This is a genomic window from Halomonas sp. M20 (genome assembly GCF_020622265.1).
Classification (GTDB): Bacteria; Pseudomonadota; Gammaproteobacteria; order Pseudomonadales; family Halomonadaceae; genus Modicisalibacter.
In genome coordinates this window covers 73,692-95,040 of record NZ_JACNMQ010000010.1, presented here as the reverse complement: position 1 = coordinate 95,040, position 21,349 = coordinate 73,692, and the positions used below count along the sequence as shown (strand labels likewise).

General features: G+C 57.5%; 18 protein-coding genes. 7 read left to right on the top strand and 11 right to left on the bottom strand.

The genetic code is table 11. The features are described 5' to 3' along the window. The first annotated feature begins 160 nt into the window (after window positions 1-160). A complete protein-coding gene (locus H7850_RS18020; RefSeq protein WP_413614171.1) occupies window positions 161-1,228 on the top strand; it encodes a PA0069 family radical SAM protein in 1,068 nt (355 codons plus the stop codon). 41 nt (window positions 1,229-1,269) lie between these two features. Next, on the top strand, window positions 1,270-1,593 hold the full coding sequence (locus tag H7850_RS18015) for a winged helix-turn-helix domain-containing protein (RefSeq protein WP_227370872.1): 324 nt from the start codon (window positions 1,270-1,272) through the stop codon (window positions 1,591-1,593). 50 nt (window positions 1,594-1,643) lie between these two features. Here H7850_RS18015 and H7850_RS18010 read toward each other — a convergent pair whose 3' ends face one another. Next, on the bottom strand, window positions 1,644-3,164 hold the full coding sequence (locus H7850_RS18010) for a GGDEF domain-containing protein (protein ID WP_227370871.1): 1,521 nt from the start codon (window positions 3,162-3,164) through the stop codon (window positions 1,644-1,646). Between the two features lie 379 nt (window positions 3,165-3,543). Between H7850_RS18010 and cobO the strand changes: the two genes are divergently transcribed. Then, window positions 3,544-4,143: a cob(I)yrinic acid a,c-diamide adenosyltransferase gene (gene cobO, locus H7850_RS18005; RefSeq protein WP_227370870.1), complete on the top strand. Its 600-nt coding sequence runs from the start codon at window positions 3,544-3,546 to the stop codon at window positions 4,141-4,143. A gap of 171 nt (window positions 4,144-4,314) precedes the next feature. Here the strand turns inward: cobO and H7850_RS18000 are convergent, their stop codons facing one another. After that, the gene (locus H7850_RS18000; RefSeq protein ID WP_227370869.1) at window positions 4,315-5,172 is read right to left on the bottom strand and encodes a cobalamin-binding protein; all 858 of its coding nucleotides are present in this window, start codon (window positions 5,170-5,172) and stop codon (window positions 4,315-4,317) included. A 118-nt stretch (window positions 5,173-5,290) separates the two neighbouring features. Here H7850_RS18000 and H7850_RS17995 point away from each other — a divergent pair, with 118 nt between their 5' ends. Continuing rightward, complete coding sequence (locus H7850_RS17995) at window positions 5,291-6,079, top strand: SIMPL domain-containing protein (RefSeq protein WP_227370868.1); 789 nt, start codon at window positions 5,291-5,293, stop codon at window positions 6,077-6,079. Here H7850_RS17995 and serS read toward each other — a convergent pair. Then, window positions 6,069-7,346, bottom strand: coding sequence for a serine--tRNA ligase (gene serS / locus H7850_RS17990; RefSeq protein WP_227370867.1), 1,278 nt, complete (start codon window positions 7,344-7,346; stop codon window positions 6,069-6,071). The genes H7850_RS17995 and serS overlap by 11 nt on opposite strands. A 26-nt stretch (window positions 7,347-7,372) precedes the next feature. After that, a complete protein-coding gene (gene crcB / locus H7850_RS17985; protein WP_227370866.1) occupies window positions 7,373-7,750 on the bottom strand; it encodes a fluoride efflux transporter CrcB in 378 nt (125 codons plus the stop codon). Between the two features lie 168 nt (window positions 7,751-7,918). Between crcB and H7850_RS17980 the strand changes: the two genes are divergently transcribed. Then, on the top strand, window positions 7,919-11,095 hold the full coding sequence (locus H7850_RS17980; protein ID WP_227370865.1) for an FAD-binding and (Fe-S)-binding domain-containing protein: 3,177 nt from the start codon (window positions 7,919-7,921) through the stop codon (window positions 11,093-11,095). 83 nt (window positions 11,096-11,178) lie between these two features. Further along, complete coding sequence (locus H7850_RS17975) at window positions 11,179-13,008, top strand: cation:proton antiporter (protein WP_227370864.1); 1,830 nt, start codon at window positions 11,179-11,181, stop codon at window positions 13,006-13,008. A gap of 197 nt (window positions 13,009-13,205) precedes the next feature. Here the strand turns inward: H7850_RS17975 and trpC are convergent, their stop codons facing one another. The 7 genes from trpC to rpe all read right to left on the bottom strand — a co-directional run bounded on the left by trpC (window position 13,206) and on the right by rpe (window position 19,432). Next, window positions 13,206-14,012: an indole-3-glycerol phosphate synthase TrpC gene (gene trpC, locus H7850_RS17970; protein WP_227370863.1), complete on the bottom strand. Its 807-nt coding sequence runs from the start codon at window positions 14,010-14,012 to the stop codon at window positions 13,206-13,208. A 125-nt stretch (window positions 14,013-14,137) separates the two neighbouring features. Continuing rightward, window positions 14,138-15,160 (bottom strand): anthranilate phosphoribosyltransferase, encoded by a 1,023-nt coding sequence (gene trpD / locus H7850_RS17965; protein ID WP_227370862.1) that lies wholly within the window; start codon window positions 15,158-15,160, stop codon window positions 14,138-14,140. A 70-nt stretch (window positions 15,161-15,230) separates the two neighbouring features. Continuing rightward, a complete protein-coding gene (locus tag H7850_RS17960) occupies window positions 15,231-15,827 on the bottom strand; it encodes an anthranilate synthase component II (RefSeq protein WP_227370861.1) in 597 nt (198 codons plus the stop codon). 71 nt (window positions 15,828-15,898) lie between these two features. Beyond that, window positions 15,899-17,398 carry an anthranilate synthase component I gene (trpE, locus tag H7850_RS17955; protein ID WP_227370879.1) on the bottom strand — a complete coding sequence of 500 codons (1,500 nt, stop codon included), beginning with the start codon at window positions 17,396-17,398 and terminating at the stop codon, window positions 15,899-15,901. A gap of 272 nt (window positions 17,399-17,670) precedes the next feature. After that, a complete protein-coding gene (locus tag H7850_RS17950) occupies window positions 17,671-18,336 on the bottom strand; it encodes a phosphoglycolate phosphatase (protein ID WP_227370860.1) in 666 nt (221 codons plus the stop codon). 53 nt (window positions 18,337-18,389) lie between these two features. Further along, complete coding sequence (locus H7850_RS17945; protein WP_227370859.1) at window positions 18,390-18,695, bottom strand: GIY-YIG nuclease family protein; 306 nt, start codon at window positions 18,693-18,695, stop codon at window positions 18,390-18,392. A gap of 2 nt (window positions 18,696-18,697) precedes the next feature. After that, window positions 18,698-19,432: a ribulose-phosphate 3-epimerase gene (rpe, locus tag H7850_RS17940; RefSeq protein WP_227370858.1), complete on the bottom strand. Its 735-nt coding sequence runs from the start codon at window positions 19,430-19,432 to the stop codon at window positions 18,698-18,700. A 151-nt stretch (window positions 19,433-19,583) separates the two neighbouring features. Between rpe and ggt the strand changes: the two genes are divergently transcribed. Beyond that, complete coding sequence (ggt, locus tag H7850_RS17935) at window positions 19,584-21,326, top strand: gamma-glutamyltransferase (RefSeq protein ID WP_227370857.1); 1,743 nt, start codon at window positions 19,584-19,586, stop codon at window positions 21,324-21,326. Window positions 21,327-21,349: the final 23 nt, after the last annotated feature.

Genomic DNA, 21,349 nt, shown 5'->3' with positions numbered 1-21,349 from the left:
CAGGCCAGTGTCTGCTCAAGATCTTTAAGATCTGCATGCTTCATGGCGGACTCCAGAGAAAACTGGATATACAGTAGTTTATACAGTATTTTTATAGGACGCCAACAGCAGATGCCAACATAGCCATTTAAATACAGCATAAGGCGGTAATCCCATGTCCATGCAACACCCCTCTTTGCTGCGCAAAGGCCGCGGCGCGACGTTTGATCCCGATAACCGATTCGCGCCCACCCACAGCGAGGCTATCGATGATGGCTGGTGGCAGGACACTCTTCCCGAGCGCTTGGCAACCACCGTGCGAGACGAACCCTCGAAGAGCGCGCTTTCCTGGAATCAATCACCGGATCTCGGTTTCGATCGCTCTCTGAATCCCTATCGGGGCTGCGAGCACGGCTGTATCTATTGCTATGCACGTCCCAGCCATGCCTATTGGGATCTATCGCCAGGTATCGATTTCGAGACCCGCTTGATTGCGCGCACGGGTTTCACCGAGCGTTTGCACGAAGAGTTATGCAAACCCGGCTATGCTTGTCGGCCCATCAACTTGTCCGGCAATACCGATTGCTACCAGCCTCTGGAAGCCGAACGCCGCACGACCAGGGCCATTCTCGAACTACTGCTGGAATGCCGGCATCCTGTCACCCTGGTTACCAAGAGCGCGCTGATTCTGCGGGACAAGTCGTTACTCGAAGAAATGGCCGAGCGGCAATTGGTGCGAGTTTTTATCAGCCTCACAAGCCTCGACGATGAACTCAAACGCACCCTGGAACCACGCACTGCTTCGCCCAAGGCGCGCCTCAAGACCCTTAGAGAATTGAGCGCCGTAGGGATACCCACCGGCGTACTGCTAGCGCCAATCATTCCCGGCCTGAACGATCATGAGATGGAAAACTTGTTACAGGCAGCCCATGACGCCGGTGCACGCACAGCAGCCTGGATACTGCTGCGCTTGCCTCGGGAGGTGGCGCCACTGTTCGAGGAGTGGTTGATCGCCCATTACCCAGAGCGGGCCCGCAAGGTGATGAGTTTGATGCGCCAGTGCCGAAATGGACAGGCCAACGACCCGCGTTTCGGCCAGCGTATGCGTGGCCAGGGCGTATTCGCCGAGCTGCTGGCTCAGCGTTTCAGCAAGGCTAGCAAACGATTGGGTCTTGGACGACGGGCAGAGATGGGACTGGACTGCAGTGGGTTTCGGGCACCTCGCGCTCAAGGTGATCTATTTCTCTGAGCTGTTAACATGGCTCCACACCGAGCCTTACGAGACGCTTCATGCCCAGTAACGAGACGCCAACCAGCAAGCCCTCCATCAGCAAGACTCAGTCCAGCTTCTATCGCCGGATTTATGTGGCTTATCTGATCAACAACGGGACTGCCAGCGTGCCGGATATCATCGCCGCTACGGGCATGCCTCGGCGTACCGCCCAAGACACCGTCAACGCCCTTGGGGAGCTGGATATTCTCTGCGAATTCGAGCGAAAGGCCGGCGCCCGGCACAATACCGGCGGTTATGTCATTCGTGATTGGGGGCCAATTGACGCCAACTGGGTAAACACCCATCACCGTTATCTCAAGCAGGCATTGGGATACTCTTGATCGCCCTCACCCCCACTGACCGAAGAAAATCAGCACCCCATGATCTCCTCCTAACTCGAAACACAGTCATCTTTCGACGAAAACACAGTGATGCGGTCCCGTCCGGCACGCTTGGATTCATACATGCTACTATCCGCAGCATCGAACAGCGATTCGACATCACGGAACTCGTCGCCGGCCTGAATGGCTGCAATCCCGAATGACACGGTGATATGGATATCCGTTTTCCTGGAGCCACCGAGTGCCGTTTTCTGCAATCTTTCCCGCACATTCTCGGCAAACAATGTAGCGTTTTCTTCATCGTTATTTGGAAGAACGACAACGAACTCTTCACCGCCATAACGCCCTACTTGACCGCCTACCTCTCCCGCCATATCACGTAGAGTCGAGGCAAAGTTCTTTAACACTGCATCGCCTATGACATGTCCGAACCGGTCATTGATGCTCTTGAAGTGATCGAGATCCATAAAAATGATCGCCAAGGGTTGAAATTTTTCGTCCTTGGCGTCGAATGAGCTACTCAGCAGCTCTGCAAGATGGGTACGGTTATAGACTTGAGTAAGCGGATCGATCTTGGCTTGCAAACTCAATGCTTGCTGTTGCTGGCGAAGCAGCTCAATTTCCTCGCGCTGTCGGTCAATATCTCGTTGCAGGCTTTCATTCTTGTCGGATAGAACCTGTTTTGCCTCAAGCATCAACTGGTTACTATCCAGTCGTTCCGGAACCGCAATGTCATATAGTGACGCCAGCAAAGGAAGCTGTTCTTGCAGCGTCATGATGCTCGCCAGCAACTCGGTCGTTTCAATGTCGAAATAGTCTTCGAGGGTGATCATCACCGATCCCAGTGACGCCTCCCCTTCAATCCAGGCGTCGGCTAGCATGCTCGCGGCGATGATGCAATTGGTTATCTGCTGCTCTCGAGAGGTTGTCTTTACCAATTCGTCATGGCTGCTGCGAATCCAGTTCAAGGTTCTCTCGGAGAGTTGCCAACGCTCAGCCAGCCAAGCCCCTACTTCAGCGTGGTCGCTATCGTATACTCGACGCTCCAGGGCAACCAGCTCAGAATGCGTATTGGCGTCGACAAGCAGGCCAAGGTAGCGCTCTTCATCAACGGCACGCATTGCCAACATGCCAATATCCTGTAACAGAGAGGCTGTAAACAATGCGCCTCCCTCACCCGACAAATTTAATGACTCCGCTAATGACTTGGCGCATAAAGCACAAATTAGTGAACGCTGCCAATATCGTTCTAAATTGAACCCTCCGACCCCCTGCTTTTTGGTGGAGGCCACTAGACTGCACCCCAGCGCCAATGAGAGGGTACGCTCCAGCCCTATTCGACTGACGGCCTGGGTCAAGTCCTCGGCAGGTTTGTGCTGGGCATAAAACACGGTATTGGCAAGAGATAATAGACGCGCCGAGAGCGCTGGATCGCGTCCCAGGTTGTCGATAATGTCTTGGAGGTTGACATTAGAGTCCCGTGCCAGCTCGACTACGCGCAATACCACCGTAGGCAAGGATGGAAGCCGGACACTGCGCTCGAGTGATTGGCTAAGCTGATGCGATAACATGGATGTTCCCCGCTATACCTAAAAAATTAAATTAAATCTTTAATTTAACAATCAATACACTTATTACAGAGCCGATAATTTAAGTTAATTTAATACTAAAACATTTGATATATGGTTCTTTTTGACCATGCTCCGTTAGCAAAACAACGAGCTCTATGCAATATGCATCCAATTGTTAACCTTTAAATCCAAAACGTCAACTAATGTAAACAAACGACGACCAAAAAGTAACATTTGTTAATAAAAAGCCCATAGGAAAATCTCATATAGCTAAAAAACTCATTTTTTCTTTATTAGAAAAAGCAATTTTTTAGCACTCAGAAGACGTTGCTGCTAAGCATCCTCCTTCATAGATGACATAACTTGTCCAGGAAATATCATGACCGATCGCGATATCCGCCACAAACAGTCGATGCAGAAGCTCAAGAGTCATGTCGATGAAAAAATTGCCAATGCCCAGGAACAGCGCGGACTACTGCTGGTGTTTACCGGCAACGGCAAGGGCAAGACTACTGCCGCCTGGGGCACGGTGACCCGAGCACTGGGTTACGGTTACAAGGTCGGGGTCATCCAGTTCATCAAGGGGCTGTGGGAATGCGGCGAGCGGGAACGGCTGATCGCGGATGACAATCTGGAGGTTCAGGTAATGGCGACCGGCTTTACCTGGGATACCCAGAATCGCGAAAGCGACACCCAGGCCTGCCTTGAAGTATGGCGGGAGGCCGAGCGGATGCTGGCAGATGAGTCGGTTTATCTGGTGGTACTCGACGAGATCACCTACATGCTCAAGTTTGGCTATCTGGATATCGAGGTAGTCAAGAAAGCCATCGGCAGCCGCCCTGCAGAGCAGACCGTGATCGTTACCGGCCGCAATGCTCATCGTGAATTAGTCGATATGGCGGACACGGTGACGGAGATGCAGGAAACGCGCCATGCTTTCAACAGTGGGGTGCAGGCTCGGCGCGGCATCGATTATTGAGAAAACACCGAATAAATGACTGTGCGTCTCAATCACTGCGTTACGCGGTGCTGGTGCGCCAGCCCGGACGGCATCCTCACATATACCCCATATGCTCCGGTGCCTGTGCTCCGGGCGCCTTGTGCTTGAACCGCTCGTCGATTTCTTCAGCGTTTCCTTGGAGAGCTAATACTATTGCGGATCCAAAGCCTCGCACACCTGCTCCACCGCCTCGACGAGGCGCGGCCCGGGGCGGCTGATCCAGTCCGGTTCGAGGGTATGGAGACGCTGGTGTTGTACCGCTGGCAATATCGCCCAACGTTGCCAGTCGGATTTCCAGCCATCGTTTGCACTAGCCGCTAGAATGACGTCCGGTCGGGCTGCAATCAACGATTCGCGGCCGATCTGCGGCACCAACACCGGGCTTTCGGCAAACAGCGGCTGGCCACCGCAGTGACGAATGACCTGGGTGACGATGTGGCCATCTGCCAGGGTGGTCAACGGATTCTCCCCGAGCTGATAAAATACCCGAGGCGACGTTTCGAGAGACTGCTCAAGCTCAGCCAGCCGCTGCCTGAATGCCAGGGCCGCTGCATTTCCTTGCACTTGGTGCCCGGTCAACCGACCAAGATCTCGCAGGCTAGCCGCCACATCGAGCAACCGGCGCGGCTCGCTGACATAGACCGGGATATCGAGGCTGCGCAGCCGCTCGATCACCGTCTGGGGCGAGCCGCTTCCCCAGGCAATCACCAGCTGCGGCTCGCGTGCCAATATTGCTTCCAACGCAATGCCGCGGTAGCTGCCAACGCGAGGAAGCGATTGCGCCTCGGCTGGATAATCACTACCTGCGATTACCCCGACCAATGACTCGCCTGCCCCTACCCGGTAGATCATCTCCACTGCATGGGGCGCCAGGGCAACGACACGCTTGGCCGGCGCCGAGAGATGGACATTATTACCTGCGTCATCGGTCACCGTAATGGCCGCTGCCTGACTCGAGGCATTGAAGAACAACAGCAATACCAGCGAGATCAACCCTGCTCGGCTCAACGCTTACCCCCTTTCGATAAAGAAAAGATTGTGCACTAGCCTGTTCTGAAGAAACATTGGATTGAGTAATCGTTCCAAAACGCAATCTCTCGTCTTTTATTGCCCAGGAGAAAACCTCATGAAATTCATTCCCCATTCAGGCCATGCGCTAGCCGGCGCCTTGATACTGGGAAGCCTGCTGGGCGTGGCAACGACCGCTCAGGCCCAATCCCCGACCCCGATGCCCGAGACTCAGCGGGTTCAGGTACAGGCCCAAGCCGAAATAAAGGCCAAACCTGACATGGCGACGCTGAATGCGCGTCTGTGGGAGCGCACGCCGACTGTTGCACGAGCCGAAGACACACAATCGGATCCGCAAGCGTTGGCGGAAGCACGCAAACGCCTCGAACAGCGTACCGGCAAGCTCATCCGCACTCTGGAACAAGAAGGTCTTGAGGGCAAAGCCATTACCGCAGGCTCCTTGTCAGTACGTCCGGACTATGTGCACCGCCAGGTGAAGAAAGACGAACCACCGGAAACACTGGTGCGCACCCAGCTCGAACGTCCGGTCAGCCTGCGCATCGAGGATCTCGAACGACTGCCCGCCATTCTCGATGCACTGACCGAGGCAGGAGTCGATGCGCTGGATGGTGTCACCTACGACCTCAAGGATCGAGACGCCGCCACGGACAAGGCGCTGACCCAGGCCTTGGAGAAAGCGCGTCACAAGGCTCAGCTGATGGCCAGCACCCTAGGCGTCGAACTGGGCCAGGTACTCACCATTCAAGAAACCAATGCGCCGGTTTTCGCGCCGCGCATGCTGGCGATGAGCGCCGAGGCCAAGCAAGGCGGCTCCGCCCCGGAGTATCGCTCCGGGGAAATCACCATCGACGCCGGTGTCAGCGTTGCCTGGGAGATCAAGAATTGATCAGCTCGACACCGCCCATGTAACCGCGTAGCGCTTTGGGCACCGTGATCGAGCCATCTTCATTCTGATAGTTTTCCAGCACCGCCAGCAGACAACGCCCCACTGCCAGCCCGGAGCCGTTCAGGGTATGCAGCAGCTGGGGCTTTTTGTATTCCGGATCGCGGAAGCGCGCCTGCATGCGTCGGGCCTGGAAATCCTCGCAGTTGGAGACCGAGGAGATCTCGCGATAGGACTGCTGACTCGGTACCCAGACTTCTAAATCGTAGGTCTTGGCGGCACCCACCCCCATATCGCCAGTGCAAAGCGTGATGACCCGATAGGGTAGCTCCAGCGCTTGCAGAATGGCCTCCGCATGGCCGCGCATCTCCTCGAGCGCCGCATAGCTGGTGGCCGGCGCCACCATCTGCACCATCTCCACCTTCTCGAACTGATGCTGGCGGATCATGCCCCGGGTATCCTTGCCGTGGGAACCGGCTTCGCTGCGAAAACAGGGTGTCATGGCGGTCAGGCGCAGAGGCAATTCCTTGGCATCAAAGATGTGATCCCGAGCGAAGTTGGTCAGCGGCACCTCGGCGGTGGGAATCAGGTAGTAGTCATTGTCGCCTTCCAGCTTGAACAGATCCTCACCGAATTTGGGCAGCTGCCCGGTGCCCCGCAACGAATCGGGATTGACCATGTAAGGCACGTAGCACTCTTCATAGCCATGCTCAAAGGTCTGCTTGTCGAGCATGAACTGGCCGAGCGCCCGATGCAGCCGAGCGATCGGCCCGCGCATCACCGCGAAGCGCGCACCGGTCAGCTTGGTTGCCATCTCGAAATCGAGATAGCCGAGCTTGGCACCCAGGTCAACATGATCCCGAACGTCGAAGTCGAATTCCCGAGGGGTGCCCCAGCGATGCAACTCGACGTTATCGTCTTCATCCTTGCCCTCGGGCACGCTCTCGTGAGGCAAATTGGGCAACCCGGTCAGAAAATCATCCAGCGCGGCGCTGTTCTCCGCTAGTTGCACCTTGGCAGCATCCAGCCGCTCTCCCAGGTCGCTGACTTGTGCCAATAACGGCTCGATGTCTTCCCCTGATGCCTTGGCCTTGCCGATGGCCTTGGAGCGAGTGTTGCGCTCGTTCTGCAACCGCTCGGTCTCGGTCTGCAGCTCCCGGCGCTGAGTCTCCAACGTCTCGAACCGGTTGACATCTAGGGTAAAACCACGTGTGGCAAGGTGCTTTACAACGCTATCAAGGTCGCTGCGAAGCAGTTTGGGATCGAGCATGAGATTCTATCCGTTGAACAGTGAAATTAGACGAAGAGCCGCGTAACCCGCATCCCCGCCGCCACTCCCGCGACACCCAGCACCAGGCTGGTAGCCACATAAAGAATGGCGGTGGGCATACGACCGCCTTCGAGTAGCGTCAGGATTTCAAGAGAAAAGGTAGAGAAGGTGGTAAAGGCGCCGGTAAAGCCTGCCACCAGTGTCACTTGCCACAGCGGGGGAAGCTTGAGCTCCTCCGTGAGCCAGACATAGAGCGCACCGATCAGACAACAGCCCAGCAGATTGACGCCGAAGGTGCCCCAGGGAAATCCGCGTCCCAGCATTGCGGTCAACCATCCACTCATCAGGTAGCGGCTAAGCGCGCCAACAGCGCCACCAATGGCCACGGCTAGCCATGTCGTCATGATCAATTCCAGGCATTAGAAAAATCGGCTTTCCATTGTAGTGAAAAGCGACTCGCTGGGCCATGGCGCCCAATACCCATATCGCATCATCGCAATGCGTTCCGCCGGCTTCTCGGGTAAGCTGGAGACTTATCGCCTTGTTGATGTCACACGACTATTTCAAAAATCATGATTGCACGACTTGAACCGCTTGCTCGGATCGATGAACGCTATATAGCTTTCATCGGAGCGCTTGAAATGCAAGGCTTTGCCGGCGATATCGCGGCGGATTACGCCAATCGCACAGTGCTTGCCACGGATAATTCCATCTATCAGCGCCTGCCCCAGGCGGTGCTCTATCCGCGCAACGTCGAGGATCTGCAGCGCATCGCCAAACTGGCGGCACAGGAGGAATTCCGCAACGTGGCGCTGGCGCCTCGAGGCGGTGGCACCGGCACCAACGGCCAGTCATTGACCGATGGCTTGATGGTGGATGTTTCCAGATATATGAACCGTATTCTCGACATCGACGTCGAGAACCGCCGCGTGCGGGTTCAGGCCGGGGTAGTCAAGGATCAGCTCAACGCCGCCCTGAAACCTCATGGGCTCTTCTTTGCCCCGGAACTCTCCACCTCCAATCGCGCCACCATCGGGGGTATGATCGCAACGGATGCCAGCGGTCAAGGCAGCTGTGAATACGGCAAGACCCACGATCATGTACTGGCCTTGAATAGCGTGCTGATAGGCGGCAAGCGCCTGGAAAGCCACCCCCTTGATGACGATGAACTGGATGCACTGTGTGCCCAGCAGAATATCATCGGCGAGGTACACCGCACCGCACGCGCGATCATCGACACACAACGCGAACAGATCGAGGCCGTTTTCCCCAAGCTCAACCGCTGCCTGACCGGCTACGATCTGGCCCACCTGCGCACGCCAGAGGGCCGCTTCAATCTCAACAGCGTTGTGTGCGGCGCGGAAGGCTCGCTCGGCTTTCTCAACGAGGCCACCCTCAACGTGTTGCCCATGGCCAGACACTCCACTCTGGTCAACGTGCGCTACGCGAGCTTCATGGACGCCCTGCGGGACGCCAAGGCGCTGATGAAAGTAGAGACCAATCGACCGACCTCCATTGAAACTGTGGACGACAAGGTGCTCGGCCTTGCCATGGAAGACTTCGTCTGGGACAGCGTGGCGGAGTTCTTTCCCAACACCGAGGCTCAGGTCACAGCGGAGCAAACCGACGTTACCCGCGATACCGTAACCGCACCTCAGGCAGCTCAAGCGGCCACGATACTCGGCATCAACCTGGTAGAGTTCAACGCCGACGATCCGGATGAACTCGAGGCCAAGGTGTCCATCTTTACCGAACATCTGTCTGCGGATACGCAGGTCGAGCGTCTGGGCTATACCCTGGCGAAGGGGCGCGAGCAAATCGGCCGAGTCTATGCCATGCGCAAGCGCGCGGTGGGCCTGCTGGGCAATGCCAAGGGTGAAAAGCGCCCCATTCCTTTTGTGGAAGATACCGCGGTGCCGCCGGAACACTTGGCGGAATATATTGGCGAGTTTCGCGCCCTGCTGGACGCCCACGGGCTCGAGTACGGCATGTTCGGCCATGTGGATGCCGGCGTTTTGCATGTGCGCCCAGCGCTGGACATGAAAGACCCGGATCAGGAGGCCATGATTCGCGAAATTTCCGATGAGGTCGCCGCGCTGACCCAGAAGTATCACGGCCTGCTGTGGGGCGAGCATGGCAAGGGAATACGTTCGGAATATACGCCCAGGTTCTTCGGCGAACTTTACCCTACGTTGCAGCGGCTCAAGGCTGCCTTTGATCCGTACAACCAGTTGAACCCGGGCAAGATCGCGACGCCTTTCGTTGCTTCGAATCAAGAGAAGGAATTTGAACCCGTTCGATTTATCGATACAGGCTTATTGGCTATCGACGAAGTGACCACCCGCGGGCAACTCGATCGCCAGATTGATGAGCGAGTGTGGCAGGCGCATGCAAGCGCAGTCTATTGCAACGGCAACGGCGCCTGCTACAACTACGACCCGGATGATGCCATGTGTCCGTCCTGGAAGGCGACTCGGGAACGTATTCACTCCCCCAAGGGGCGGGCCAGCCTGATGCGAGAATGGCTGCGCCTGCAGGGCAACGCCGGTACCGATGTGGTCGAGGAGTCGCGCAAGAAAAAAGCCGAGGGCGCCTGGGGGTTCTTGCGAGACACACCATTGCGGCTGTGGAACAGCTTCCGCCAGCGACGCGGCACAGAGGATTTCTCCCATGAAGTCTATGACGCCATGGCGGGCTGCCTGGCCTGCAAGTCCTGCGCCGGCCAGTGTCCGATCAAGGTCAACGTGCCGGAGTTTCGCTCGCAGTTTCTCGAGGTCTATCACGGGCGCTATCAGCGCCCCCTGCGTGACTATCTGATCGGCGGACTCGAGTTCGTGGTGCCTTATCTCTCGACAATTGCACCGCTTTACAACGCCGCGCTACAAAATCGGCTGGTCGATCGCCTGATGACGCGCCACATCGGCATGGTCGACAGCCCCCGAATTTCTCGAGCCAAGTTGAAGAAGCAGCTTGCGGCCTGGGGCATCGCCGAAGCCACGCTCACCAGCCTCGGACTGCTTACGGAGCAGCAGAAGGTGCGTAGCGTCGTCATCGTGCAGGATGCCTTCACCAGTTACTTCGAGTCGCGGCTGGTGATGGATATCGTCGAACTGCTGGCCCGACTGGATATCCGCGTATTCGTGGCGCCCTTTTCACCCAATGGCAAACCCCTCAACGTGCAAGGGTTCCTGGGCGCTTTTGAACGCACTGCGGAAAAACAGGCCCGGCGGCTCAAGGCCCTGGCTGCCTTCGGTGTTCCCCTGGTGGGCATCGATCCGGCCATGACCCTGACCTATCGCCAGGAGTACACCAAGGCGTTGGGGCCGCAGGCCGCGCCAGACGTTCTGCTGCTGCAGGAGTGGTTGATCTCTCTCGGTCGGCGGCTGATGCCGAGCCGCCTGACGCTGGAAGATCCCGGTTTCAAGCTGCTCTCTCACTGCACCGAGAAGACGAATGCCCCGGGCTCACCCAGGGCCTGGCAGCAGGTATTCGCGGCGTTTGGCCTGGAGCTTGAACTGCTCGCTAGCGGCTGTTGCGGCATGTCCGGTACCTACGGCCATGAAACCCGCAATCTGGAAACATCGAAAATCATCTACGGGCAATCCTGGCAGCGCCAGGTCGAAAACGATGATAATACCGATCGCCTGCTGGCTACGGGCTACTCCTGCCGCAGTCAGGTAAGACGCTTCTCCGAGGTGCAGCTCGATCACCCCTTGCAGGGATTGTTGAAGGCAATCAAGCGATCTTGATACATCATGCGGGAAAGGCCAGGATCGGCCTTTCCTTTTTCTTCCGGTTCTTTAGCTAAAGAGCCCACTTGTCGCGAGTAATCATGGAAAACCCAGCCATCGCGCTGACAGGCATCGGTCTGCTGGCGCTGCTGTGCCAATGGACGGCCTGGCGCATCCGCCTCCCCGCCATCCTGCTACTGTTGATTGCCGGCATCCTGATCGGCCCGGTAGGGCATCTGCTCGATCCTGACGCCTTGTTCGGCGATCTGCTGTTCCCTCTGGTGTCGCTCTCCGTGGCGGTGATCCTGTTCGAGGGTAGTTTGACCCTGAACCGCAAGGATTTGCGCGGTCATGGCCCCACGGTCTGGCATCTGGTTACCTGGGGCGCCCTGCTCACCGCGGTGATCGGTGCCGCCGCCGCCCATTACATTCTCGATCTGTCCTGGCAAATGGCGAGCGTACTGGGAGCGGTTCTCGTGGTCACCGGGCCCACCGTCGTACTGCCGTTGTTGCAAACTTTACGTGCCCGGGAACACCTCACTCAGATTCTGCGCTGGGAAGGCATTCTTATCGACCCCATCGGTGCAATCGGCGCCGTACTGGTCTATGAGTTCGTGGCACTGGGCTATTCCCAGGGGGCTGCCAACGGGGCCGCTCTGCATACCCTGTTGCTGTTTGGCAAGACGCTGCTCATCGGCTTTGGTCTTGGCAGCCTAGGCGGCTACGCCTGGGGGCAGATATTGCGCCGTCGCTGGCTACCACCGCGCCTGCACAGCTTCGGCACCTTGATGATGGTGTTTACGCTCTTCACCACGTCAGATGTGCTTTTTCATGAGTCAGGGCTTCTGACCGTGACGGTCATGGGCATCTGGCTTGCCAACATGCGCGGCGTGCCCACCGACGAGATTCTCGAATTCAAGGAAACCCTGACGATTCTGTTGATCTCGGGGCTTTTCATTCTGCTGGCGGCGCGTCTGACGGTGGAGCAGCTGGCGCTGCTATCCTGGCCGGCCTGGGGGTTTCTGGGGGTGCTGGTGTGGGTTGGGCGACCATTAGTGGTCTGGCTATGTACCCTGAGAAGCGGGCTCGAATGGCGGGAAAAGGCGCTGCTTGCCTGGCTCTCGCCCCGGGGTATCGTCGCTGCCGCGGTGGCGTCGCTGTTCGCCATCAAGCTCGGGGATCTAGGGGTTGCCGGCGCCGAGATGCTGGTGCCGATAGCCTTTCTGACCATCATCAGCACGGTCGTGGTACAAAGTCTACTCTCAAGACCCATTGCCCGAATGCTCAAGGTCGTCGAGCCACCACCCTCCGGATTTCTGATTTTGGGTGCCAACCCGGTCGCGCGAGTCATCGGCCTTGAACTGCAGCAAGCGGGCTTCCCGGTACGTCTTACGGATACGGACTGGGACGCGATCCAGACAGCACGCATGGCAGGGTTGCCGGTTTATTATGGCAATCTTCTTTCACGACATGCAGAACAGCACATGGACTTGTCCGGTATCGGTCATCTGCTGCCGCTATCGCCTTATCGCGAACTCAACACCTTGGCAGCACTGTATTACGCCAACGAGTTCGCCTACGGCAAGGTCTTTCAACTGGCGGAAACCCGTGAGCGTAGCGATCGCCATTACCGGGACCAAGCCGTGGGCCACTTGCCGGTGCTATTCAACGAGAACGCCACCTACACCCGGCTACAGGAGCTAATCAAGCAAGGTGCCGAACTGCGTAGCGCCCAACTGCACGACGAGGTCGATCTCGAGCAATATCGCGAACTGCACGATGACAAGCTCATGGCGCTATTTTGCATTGATACCAACGGTCGTATTCGCGTGGCCAACAGCGAAATTCCTCTGGAGCCTCAGCCTGGCGAAACCCTGATCAGCCTGGTCTATCCGGAATCACCCGTGTTCGGACGCGAAGAGCACGCGTAAGAAAGAACACATAGAGTCTATTCACGATCCTTACGAACGAAGGCCAGACCGGGACGCGGAGTTAAGGCGAAATTGATCGAGGAAAGCACCGGGCTCGCGCTCGAGTTTACTGGTGTAAATGAGCATTCGAACCGGGCTGGCGTACCAGATCGATTTCAACGCCGTATTGCCGAGTGCAGTAGATCGTGGATGGACTCTTAAAAAAACATGCGCCGCAGCGCCGCCCCGGGGTCCTGTTCTCGCATGAAGGCTTCCCCGACGAGAAAGCCGTTCACGCCATATTCAAGCATATGTTCGACGTCGCCCCGGGTATTGATACCCGACTCGGTGATGACCGTCACACCTTCGGGAATCCGGGAAAGCAGCTGAAAGGTAGTGTCCAGAGAGGTATCGAAACTGTGTAGGTCGCGATTGTTGATACCGACAAGCTCAAGGTTGAGCGTCAGGGCGCGCTCCAGCTCCAGGGCATTGTGAACCTCCACCAGCACGTCCATGCCGAGCTCCCCGGCCTGCTGATGCAGATCCTTCATTCGCGCATCGTCCAAGGCAGCAACGATCAGCAGAATACAGTCCGCACCAATGGCCCGGGCTTCGACGACCTGATAGTCATGAACGATGAAATCCTTGCGGATCACTGGCAGCTCACAGGCATCGCGAGCCGCCATCAGATAATCTTCGTGCCCCTGAAAAAAATCTGCATCGGTCAATACCGATAGGCAGCTGGCCCCGGACTGCGCATAGGCTTTGGCGATCGCTGCCGGGTTGAAGTCCTCGCGAATGACGCCGCGGGAAGGTGAGGCCTTCTTGATTTCGGCAATCACCGCAGGATCGCCTTCCTCGATAGTGCGGTTCAAGGAGTTGATGAAACCTCGCGGAGCACTCTGCTCACGCGCCTGCTCCATAAGCGTCGCTTCCGGGATCCGGGCTCGGCGCTCGGTGACCTCTTCGTCCTTGCGCGACAATATCTTGGCCAGAACGGTGGGCAAATCAGTGGATGCGGTCATGGCACGCCTCTCTATTTCGTTTTAATGGTCCAAGGGCAAGCTCGTGGCTAGGGGCGGACGGTCCAGTGAGTGTTTATATAGATGTCTAGGCAAAAGCGTAGTCTGGACTCGGCACTGATCACTGATCACTGATCACTGAATACGCGACTGAAATCCGTCAACTCTTTCATCTTTTCCAAGGCTAGCTTCGATGCCATGGCGTCCTGAGCCAATGCCACCCCTTCCTTGATGCTATCCGCGATATCCGCGGCATAAAGCGCAGCACCAGCGTTCAGCGCCACGATGTCCGCCGCGGCACCCTCGCCCATCAAGGCCTCCTTGACCAGCCGCAGGCTATCCTCCGAGGTCAGTGCCTTGAGAGGGTCGAGTGGCTGGCGTTCTATGCCGAGTTCTTCGGGGGTAATGATGTATTTCTCGATCCTGCCATCGCGTAGCTCAGCAATTTGCGTCGGTGCCGCCAGGGAAATCTCGTCGAGCCCGTCTTCTGCATGCACTACCAGCACATGTCGACTGCCCAGTCGCCCCAGCACCTCCGCCATCAGAGGTACCAGCTCGGGCTGATAAACCCCCAACAGTTGATGCTGGGCACCGGCGGGATTGGTCAGCGGTCCGAGAATATTGAACACGGTGCGCACCCCCATTTCGCGCCGGGCATTGATGGCATAGCGCATGGCGGGGTGATGCATGGGGGCGAACATGAACCCTACCCCCACCTGCTCGATACAGCGCGCCACCTGATCCGGGGAGAGATCGAGCTTGATACCGGCGATGTCGAACAGGTCGGCGCTGCCGGAGGAAGATGACACGCTGCGATTGCCATGTTTAGCCACATGACCGCCCGCAGCCGCCACCACAAAACTTGAGGCGGTGGAGACATTGAACAGATTCGCGCCATCCCCGCCGGTACCGACGATATCCACCAGATCATTCAGGGGAACGTTGACCGGAGTCATCAACTCGCGCATGACCTGAGCCGCCGCTGCGACCTCGTCGACCGTCTCGCCTTTCATCGACAGACCGATCAGGAAACCGCCGATCTGGGCATCCGTGGCATCGCCGGTCATGATATGGCGCATCACGGCATGGGTATCGTCGTAACTCAGATCGCGACTGCACATCACGGCGTCGATTGCTTCTCGCATTTGCATGTCGGGTTCCTCATTGCTGCAATGGCCACAGCATAAGATAACGGTATAAGCCAACAATATAAATAGTTGTTTACGATAAAGGCCGAGCCCGTTCGAGGAAGTTGCTCAACAGTTCGTGCCCCTGTCGGGTCAATATCGACTCTGGATGAAACTGCACGCCTTCGATATCCAAAGTGCGATGACGCAGCCCCATGATCACGCCGGGGGTGACATCGTCATCCTCGGTCCAGGCAGTGATTTCAAGCTCTTCCGGCAGGCTCTTTGCCTCGACGATCAATGAATGATAGCGAGTCACTTCCAGCGGGTTTTCCAGCCCTGAAAACACCCCGTCGCCCCGGTGCTCTACAAGGGAGGTCTTGCCATGCATCACCTGAGGCGCCCGCACGACCTTGCCCCCGAACACCTGACCGATCGCTTGATGCCCCAGGCACACTCCTAGAATCGGCAGCTTGCCGGCGAAATGGCGAATCACGTCCAGGGAAATACCCGCCTCGTTGGGCGTACAGGGGCCCGGGGAGATCACGATATGGCTTGGCGCCAGCGCCTCGATATCTGCAAGACTCAAGGCGTCGTTGCGATAGGTCTCGACCACGGCACCCAGTTCCGCCAGGTACTGGACCACGTTGAAGGTAAAGCTGTCGTAGTTGTCGATCATTAGCACTGACATCAGCACTTACTCCGGCACGCCCATGGATAGCTTCCTGGGCAGAAATCTGGGTTGCACATTAACATTGCACCCTAGGGTTCGAGATTATCCAGGCCGCGTTCCACCATGGCCACGGCGCGGAACAGGGCGCGTCCCTTGTTCAGGGTTTCCTGCCATTCAAGCTCTGGTACCGAGTCCGCCACGATGCCGGCTCCCGCCTGAACGTGCAGCTGCCCGTCCTTGATCACCGCGGTGCGGATAGCGATGGCGGTATCCATGTTGCCGTGCCAGGAAAGATACCCCACGGCGCCGGAGTAGATACCGCGCTTGACCGGCTCCAATTCGTCGATGATCTGCATGGCGCGGATCTTCGGCGCCCCGGAAAGCGTACCGGCGGGAAAGGTCGCCCGCAGCACGTCGATAGCGGAGAAGCCCGGCGACAGGCGCCCGGTCACGTTGGAAACGATATGCATGACATGGGAGTAGCGCTCGATGCTCATGCGATCCGTGACCTTGACGGACCCTGCCTCGCAGATGCGCCCTACATCGTTACGCCCGAGATCGATCAGCATGACGTGCTCGGCAATTTCCTTGGGGTCCGCAAGCAGCTCTGCCTCAAGTGCTCGATCTTCCTCTTCGTTACGGCCGCGCTTGCGGGTACCCGCCAGAGGACGCACCGATACCTCGCCATTCTCGAGACGGGTCAGGATTTCCGGGGACGAGCCCACGACCTGATGATCGTCGAGGTTCAGATAGAACATGTAGGGCGAGGGGTTGAGACTGCGCAGCGCGCGATAGAGATCCAGCGGCGACGCCTTGAACGGAATCGACATGCGCTGGGATGGCACGCACTGCATGACATCCCCAGCCAGCACATACTCCTTGATGGTGGTCACCACCCCCTTGAAACGCTCTTCGGTGAATCCCGGGGTGAAATGACTTTCTTTGCCCTCGCTGGCACCGATTCCGGGGCTCGCAAAATCCAGGCTCGCAGCGCGTAGCTCCACCTCCAGCAGCTCCAGTCGATGAACCGCCCGTTCATAGGCCTCATCTTCGGCAGGGTCTGCATGGGTCCATAAGGTCAACTTGCCGGAGAGATTGTCGAACACGACGAACTCGTCGCTGACCATCAAGAGAATATCCGGTACGCCGATGGGGTCGGGTTTTTCTTGCGCCTCGACACTACGCAGACGCGGCTCGATATAGCGAATGGTCTCGTAACCGAAGTATCCCACCAGCCCGCCATCGAAGCGCGGTTGTTCATCGAACTGAGGCACCTTGAAGCGGGTCTGGAACTGCTCGATCCAGAGTAGCGGATCCTCAGCCTGGGTGACGCCGGACTGTTCACCATCGACGATATGACGCACTTCGTTGCCACGCACCTCGATGCGCTGCCGACAAGGCAAGCCAATGATGGAGTAGCGGCCCCACTTCTCGCCGCCCTGAACGGATTCGAGCAGGAAGGTCCAAGGCGCATCCGCCAGTTTGAGATAGGTGGACAGCGGTGTGTCGAGATCCGCCAATACGTCACGGGTAATCGGAATGCGATTGAAGCCAGCCTGCGCCAGCTCGGCGAAGCGTTCGAGAGTCATCATGCCCGGCTATTCCTTCAGGATGGGTAGAGACAGGTTAAGTCGACCAACGTATTGGTGCCACTGGGTCAAGCAAGCATCAATGGGTGAATCACGAGCCCATCACCATCGCCAACGCTTGACGGGCCGGAAAAGCGTAGCGCTGCAAGGCAAGATACCTTGCTGGCTATATTGAAAGACCCGAGAGAAAGGAAAGGCATCCAGCATCATGAGCAGTCCGTTATTGCTGAATCTTATTGATTTTCGGCTATTTATAGCGTTATTCAACAACCCTAAACGAGTTCTTTCAGGGATTCAACTATCAAATCCGGCTCACTATCGATGATCGGCTCACCATGATTATAGCCGTAGGGGACCGCAATAGTACGAAAACCTGCCCGCTTGCCGGCTTCCATGTCATGGCGGGAATCCCCGACCATCAGGCACTGTTCACACGGAACGTTGAACCGGTTGGCCATATAGCGCAAGGGCGCCGGATCGGGTTTCTTTTGCGCCAGAGAGTCGCCTCCCAGGGTCACTTCGAAATACCCTGCCAGGCTCAAGGCATCGAGAATCGGTGCGACAAAGGCGTGAGGCTTGTTGGTCACCAGCACCAGAATGAGCCCCCGCTGCTTCAGCGCCATTAGCGCTTTCTTTACGCCTGGGTAGACTCGGGTACGTGAATGGGGAGCGCGACCGTAGTGTTCCAGAAAGGCAGTATGCGCCATATCCAGCGTTGCTTCATCCGGCACGTTACCGGTTGCGTAGTGCAGAGCCCGCTCTACCAGCTTGTGCGAACCGTTGCCCACCCAATCTCGTACCAGTGCAGCGCCCGCCGGCGGGAGATCTCGCTCGATGAGCATGACATCCACCGCGGCGGCCAGATCGGGAACGGAGTCGATCAGCGTGCCATCCAGATCGAAGGCGACAAGACGAATCCCCTCAAGACAAGAATGCATAAGGCTCCAGGTAAAATCGGGTGAGCAAGGATAGACGATAACGAAAGAAGAAATTAGATCGAAACACCTTGTTCTTCCAGCCAGGCACGCTTGGCGGGGGCGGACTGTTTCTTGAGCCAGGCTTCCAGTTTCAGCGCTTCACTGCGACTGCCGAGAGGCTGATGATGCAACAGACGCAGCGGCCCTTTTCCGCGCAAGGAACGCGCCCCCCGCCTGCCCTTTCGGTGCTCTTCGAAACGCCGGGTCACATTTGTAGTGATACCGGTATAAAGCGCCCCTCGGGCCGTCTCCAGTACATACAGATACCAGCCGCTTGAGGTAAAAATCTCCTGATCTTCTTCCAACTGTTCTTCAGACACGCTCAGGCCGTCACAGTGGTAGCCAACTCATCGCGAAACGCCTGAATGACGCTGTCATAGCGATGCGCATCCTCTTCGCAGCGCCCTTTGAACACTGCGGAACCAGCAACAAAAGTGTCTGCCCCGGCTCGGGCGATCTCGGCGATGTTGTCGATCTTCACGCCGCCATCGACTTCCAGACGAATGGCACGCCCTGAAGCATCGATGCGCTCCCGGGTCTGACGCAGCTTGTCCAGGGTGCTCGGAATGAAGGACTGCCCCCCGAAACCGGGATTGACGCTCATCAGCAGGATCATATCGAGCTTGTCCATCGCATGATCGAGATAGCTAAGAGGCGTAGCCGGATTGAATACCAGCCCGGCCTTGCAGCCGCCATCCTTGATCAGCTGCAGAGAGCGGTCGATATGCTCCGAGGCCTCCGGATGGAAGGTAATGTAGCTGGCACCGGCGTCGATGAACTCGCCAATCATGCGATCCACCGGCCTGACCATCAAATGCACGTCGATGGGAGCGCTTACACCATGCTTGCGTAGCGCCTGACAGACCATCGGCCCGATCGTCAGATTGGGCACGTAGTGATTGTCCATCACATCGAAGTGCACGATGTCCGCACCGGAGGCCAGCACGTCATCGACTTCCTGGCCCAGGCAGGCGAAGTTTGCAGAGAGAATCGAAGGGGCAATCTTGAAATCAGTGGTGTGATCGGGGACGTCGTAATCGGAGTTCACGTTAGACATGGCTCGTTGTCGAAGTACGGTAGAAATACGGAAAGCGCTCATTCTAGCCCAATTGGATCGCTCTGTGGACGGATGACATTTGCTTATCCTGGATTCTACGTCGATATTGAGAAATGCTTGATACAAGAACATCTCGAATCAGGAGACAATAATGCGCATACGCTTTTCGCCCCCTATCAACCGACTCACGACGCTGGCCTGTGTCAGCGTTCTGGCAGTGGCTACGTCAACCGCCGTCCCCGCCCAGCAGGCCATTCTCGAAGGTGAACGCTTCCATCCCGAAGTCAGTGAAAAAGGCATGGTCGCCACCAGCCACTTTCTGGCCTCGAAAGTCGCGCGGGACGTTTTGGCAGACGGCGGCAACGCGGTGGATGCGGCGGTGACCGCGGGTTTTGCCCTCGCCGTGACCCAACCACGCTCCGGCAATATCGGCGGCGGCGGTTTCATGCTGGTGTCGGATGAGAAAAGCGGCGAGGTCGTCGCCATCGACTACCGGGAGAAGGCACCAGCTGCGGCGTTTGAAACCATGTTCCAGAACGACGAGGGCGAAGCGGTATCCGAACTCTCTCGCTACACCCATAACGCCTCAGGGGTGCCCGGCACCGTGGCCGGTCTGGCCATGGCCCTGGAAAAATACGGCACCCTGAGCCTGGCCGAAGCCCTGGCCCCGGCGATTCGCCTGGCGGAAGATGGCTTTGCCCTGCCCCAGCGTTTCGTGAATGGTATTCGTGACATCCGGGATCGGCTGGAGCCGTGGGACGGCTCGCGCAAGAAGTTCTTCAAGGAGGATGGCAGCCTTTATCAGGTCGGCGAGGTTTTCAAGCAGCCGGATCTGGCAGCGACCCTCAAGCGCATCGCCGAACAAGGGCCCCAGGAGTTCTATGAGGGCAAGACTGCAGAATTGATCGCCACCCAAATGGAAAAGAATGGCGGCCTGATGACCATGGAGGATCTGGCCAACTACGAGCCCGCGATCCGCGAGCCCAGCCACGGCACCTATCGCGGTCATGATATCTACGCCATGAGCCCACCCTCCTCCGGCGGCGTGCATATCGTACAGATGCTCAATATTCTCGAGAACTACGATATCGGCAAAACAGGCTTCAACTCCGCCAATACCATTCACGTGATGGCGGAAGCCATGAAACGGGCCTATGCGGATCGCTCGGAATATCTGGGGGACACGGACTTCGTCGAGGTGCCGTTAAAAGGCATTACCTCGGAAGGCTACGCGGATGAATTGCGCAGCCAGATATCCATGGACAAGGCCACTCCCAGCAGCGAGATTGCGCCGGGTAACCCACTGCCCTATGAATCCAACGAGACGACTCACTTCTCCATTGCCGACGGCAACGGCATGGCGGTATCGAATACCTACACCATCAACTTCAGCTATGGCTCGGGTATCGTCGTCGAAGGGGCGGGCTTTCTGCTCAATAACGAGATGGATGACTTCTCCGCCAAGCCCGGGGTGCCTAATGCCTATGGTCTGCTCGGTGGCGAGGCCAACAAGGTCGAACCCGATAAGCGCATGCTGTCGTCGATGACGCCCACTATCGTCAAGAAAGATGGCAAGAACTTCCTGGTCACCGGCAGCCCTGGCGGTTCGCGCATCATTACTACGACCCTGCAGGTATTGATGAACGTCATCGACCACGACATGAACATCCAGACCGCAGTGAGCGTGCCGCGCATTCACCATCAGTGGTTGCCGGATGAGATTCGCATCGAGCAAGGTATCAGCCCGGACACTATCGCCCTGCTCGAGTCCTTGGGTCACACTGTGAGCCAGCAGGAAGCGATGGGCGCAGCCCAATCGCTGATGATCGAAGACGGCGTTTTCACCGGCGGGGCGGACCCACGCCGCTCGACCTCATCTGCCATGGGGCTTTGACGCGTTTCTTGACCTACCTCCCA

Coding starts and splice junctions, on each gene's coding strand:
- H7850_RS18020 (WP_413614171.1), top strand. CDS start 161: ATGCAACACCCCTCTTTGCTGCGCAAAGGCCGCGGCGCGACGTTTGAT.
- H7850_RS18015 (WP_227370872.1), top strand. CDS start 1,270: ATGCCCAGTAACGAGACGCCAACCAGCAAGCCCTCCATCAGCAAGACT.
- H7850_RS18010 (WP_227370871.1), bottom strand. CDS start 3,164: ATGTTATCGCATCAGCTTAGCCAATCACTCGAGCGCAGTGTCCGGCTT.
- cobO (WP_227370870.1), top strand. CDS start 3,544: ATGACCGATCGCGATATCCGCCACAAACAGTCGATGCAGAAGCTCAAG.
- H7850_RS17995 (WP_227370868.1), top strand. CDS start 5,291: ATGAAATTCATTCCCCATTCAGGCCATGCGCTAGCCGGCGCCTTGATA.
- serS (WP_227370867.1), bottom strand. CDS start 7,346: ATGCTCGATCCCAAACTGCTTCGCAGCGACCTTGATAGCGTTGTAAAG.
- crcB (WP_227370866.1), bottom strand. CDS start 7,750: ATGACGACATGGCTAGCCGTGGCCATTGGTGGCGCTGTTGGCGCGCTT.
- H7850_RS17980 (WP_227370865.1), top strand. CDS start 7,919: ATGATTGCACGACTTGAACCGCTTGCTCGGATCGATGAACGCTATATA.
- H7850_RS17975 (WP_227370864.1), top strand. CDS start 11,179: ATGGAAAACCCAGCCATCGCGCTGACAGGCATCGGTCTGCTGGCGCTG.
- trpC (WP_227370863.1), bottom strand. CDS start 14,012: ATGACCGCATCCACTGATTTGCCCACCGTTCTGGCCAAGATATTGTCG.
- trpD (WP_227370862.1), bottom strand. CDS start 15,160: ATGCAAATGCGAGAAGCAATCGACGCCGTGATGTGCAGTCGCGATCTG.
- H7850_RS17960 (WP_227370861.1), bottom strand. CDS start 15,827: ATGTCAGTGCTAATGATCGACAACTACGACAGCTTTACCTTCAACGTG.
- trpE (WP_227370879.1), bottom strand. CDS start 17,398: ATGACTCTCGAACGCTTCGCCGAGCTGGCGCAGGCTGGCTTCAATCGC.
- H7850_RS17950 (WP_227370860.1), bottom strand. CDS start 18,336: ATGCATTCTTGTCTTGAGGGGATTCGTCTTGTCGCCTTCGATCTGGAT.
- rpe (WP_227370858.1), bottom strand. CDS start 19,432: ATGTCTAACGTGAACTCCGATTACGACGTCCCCGATCACACCACTGAT.
- ggt (WP_227370857.1), top strand. CDS start 19,584: ATGCGCATACGCTTTTCGCCCCCTATCAACCGACTCACGACGCTGGCC.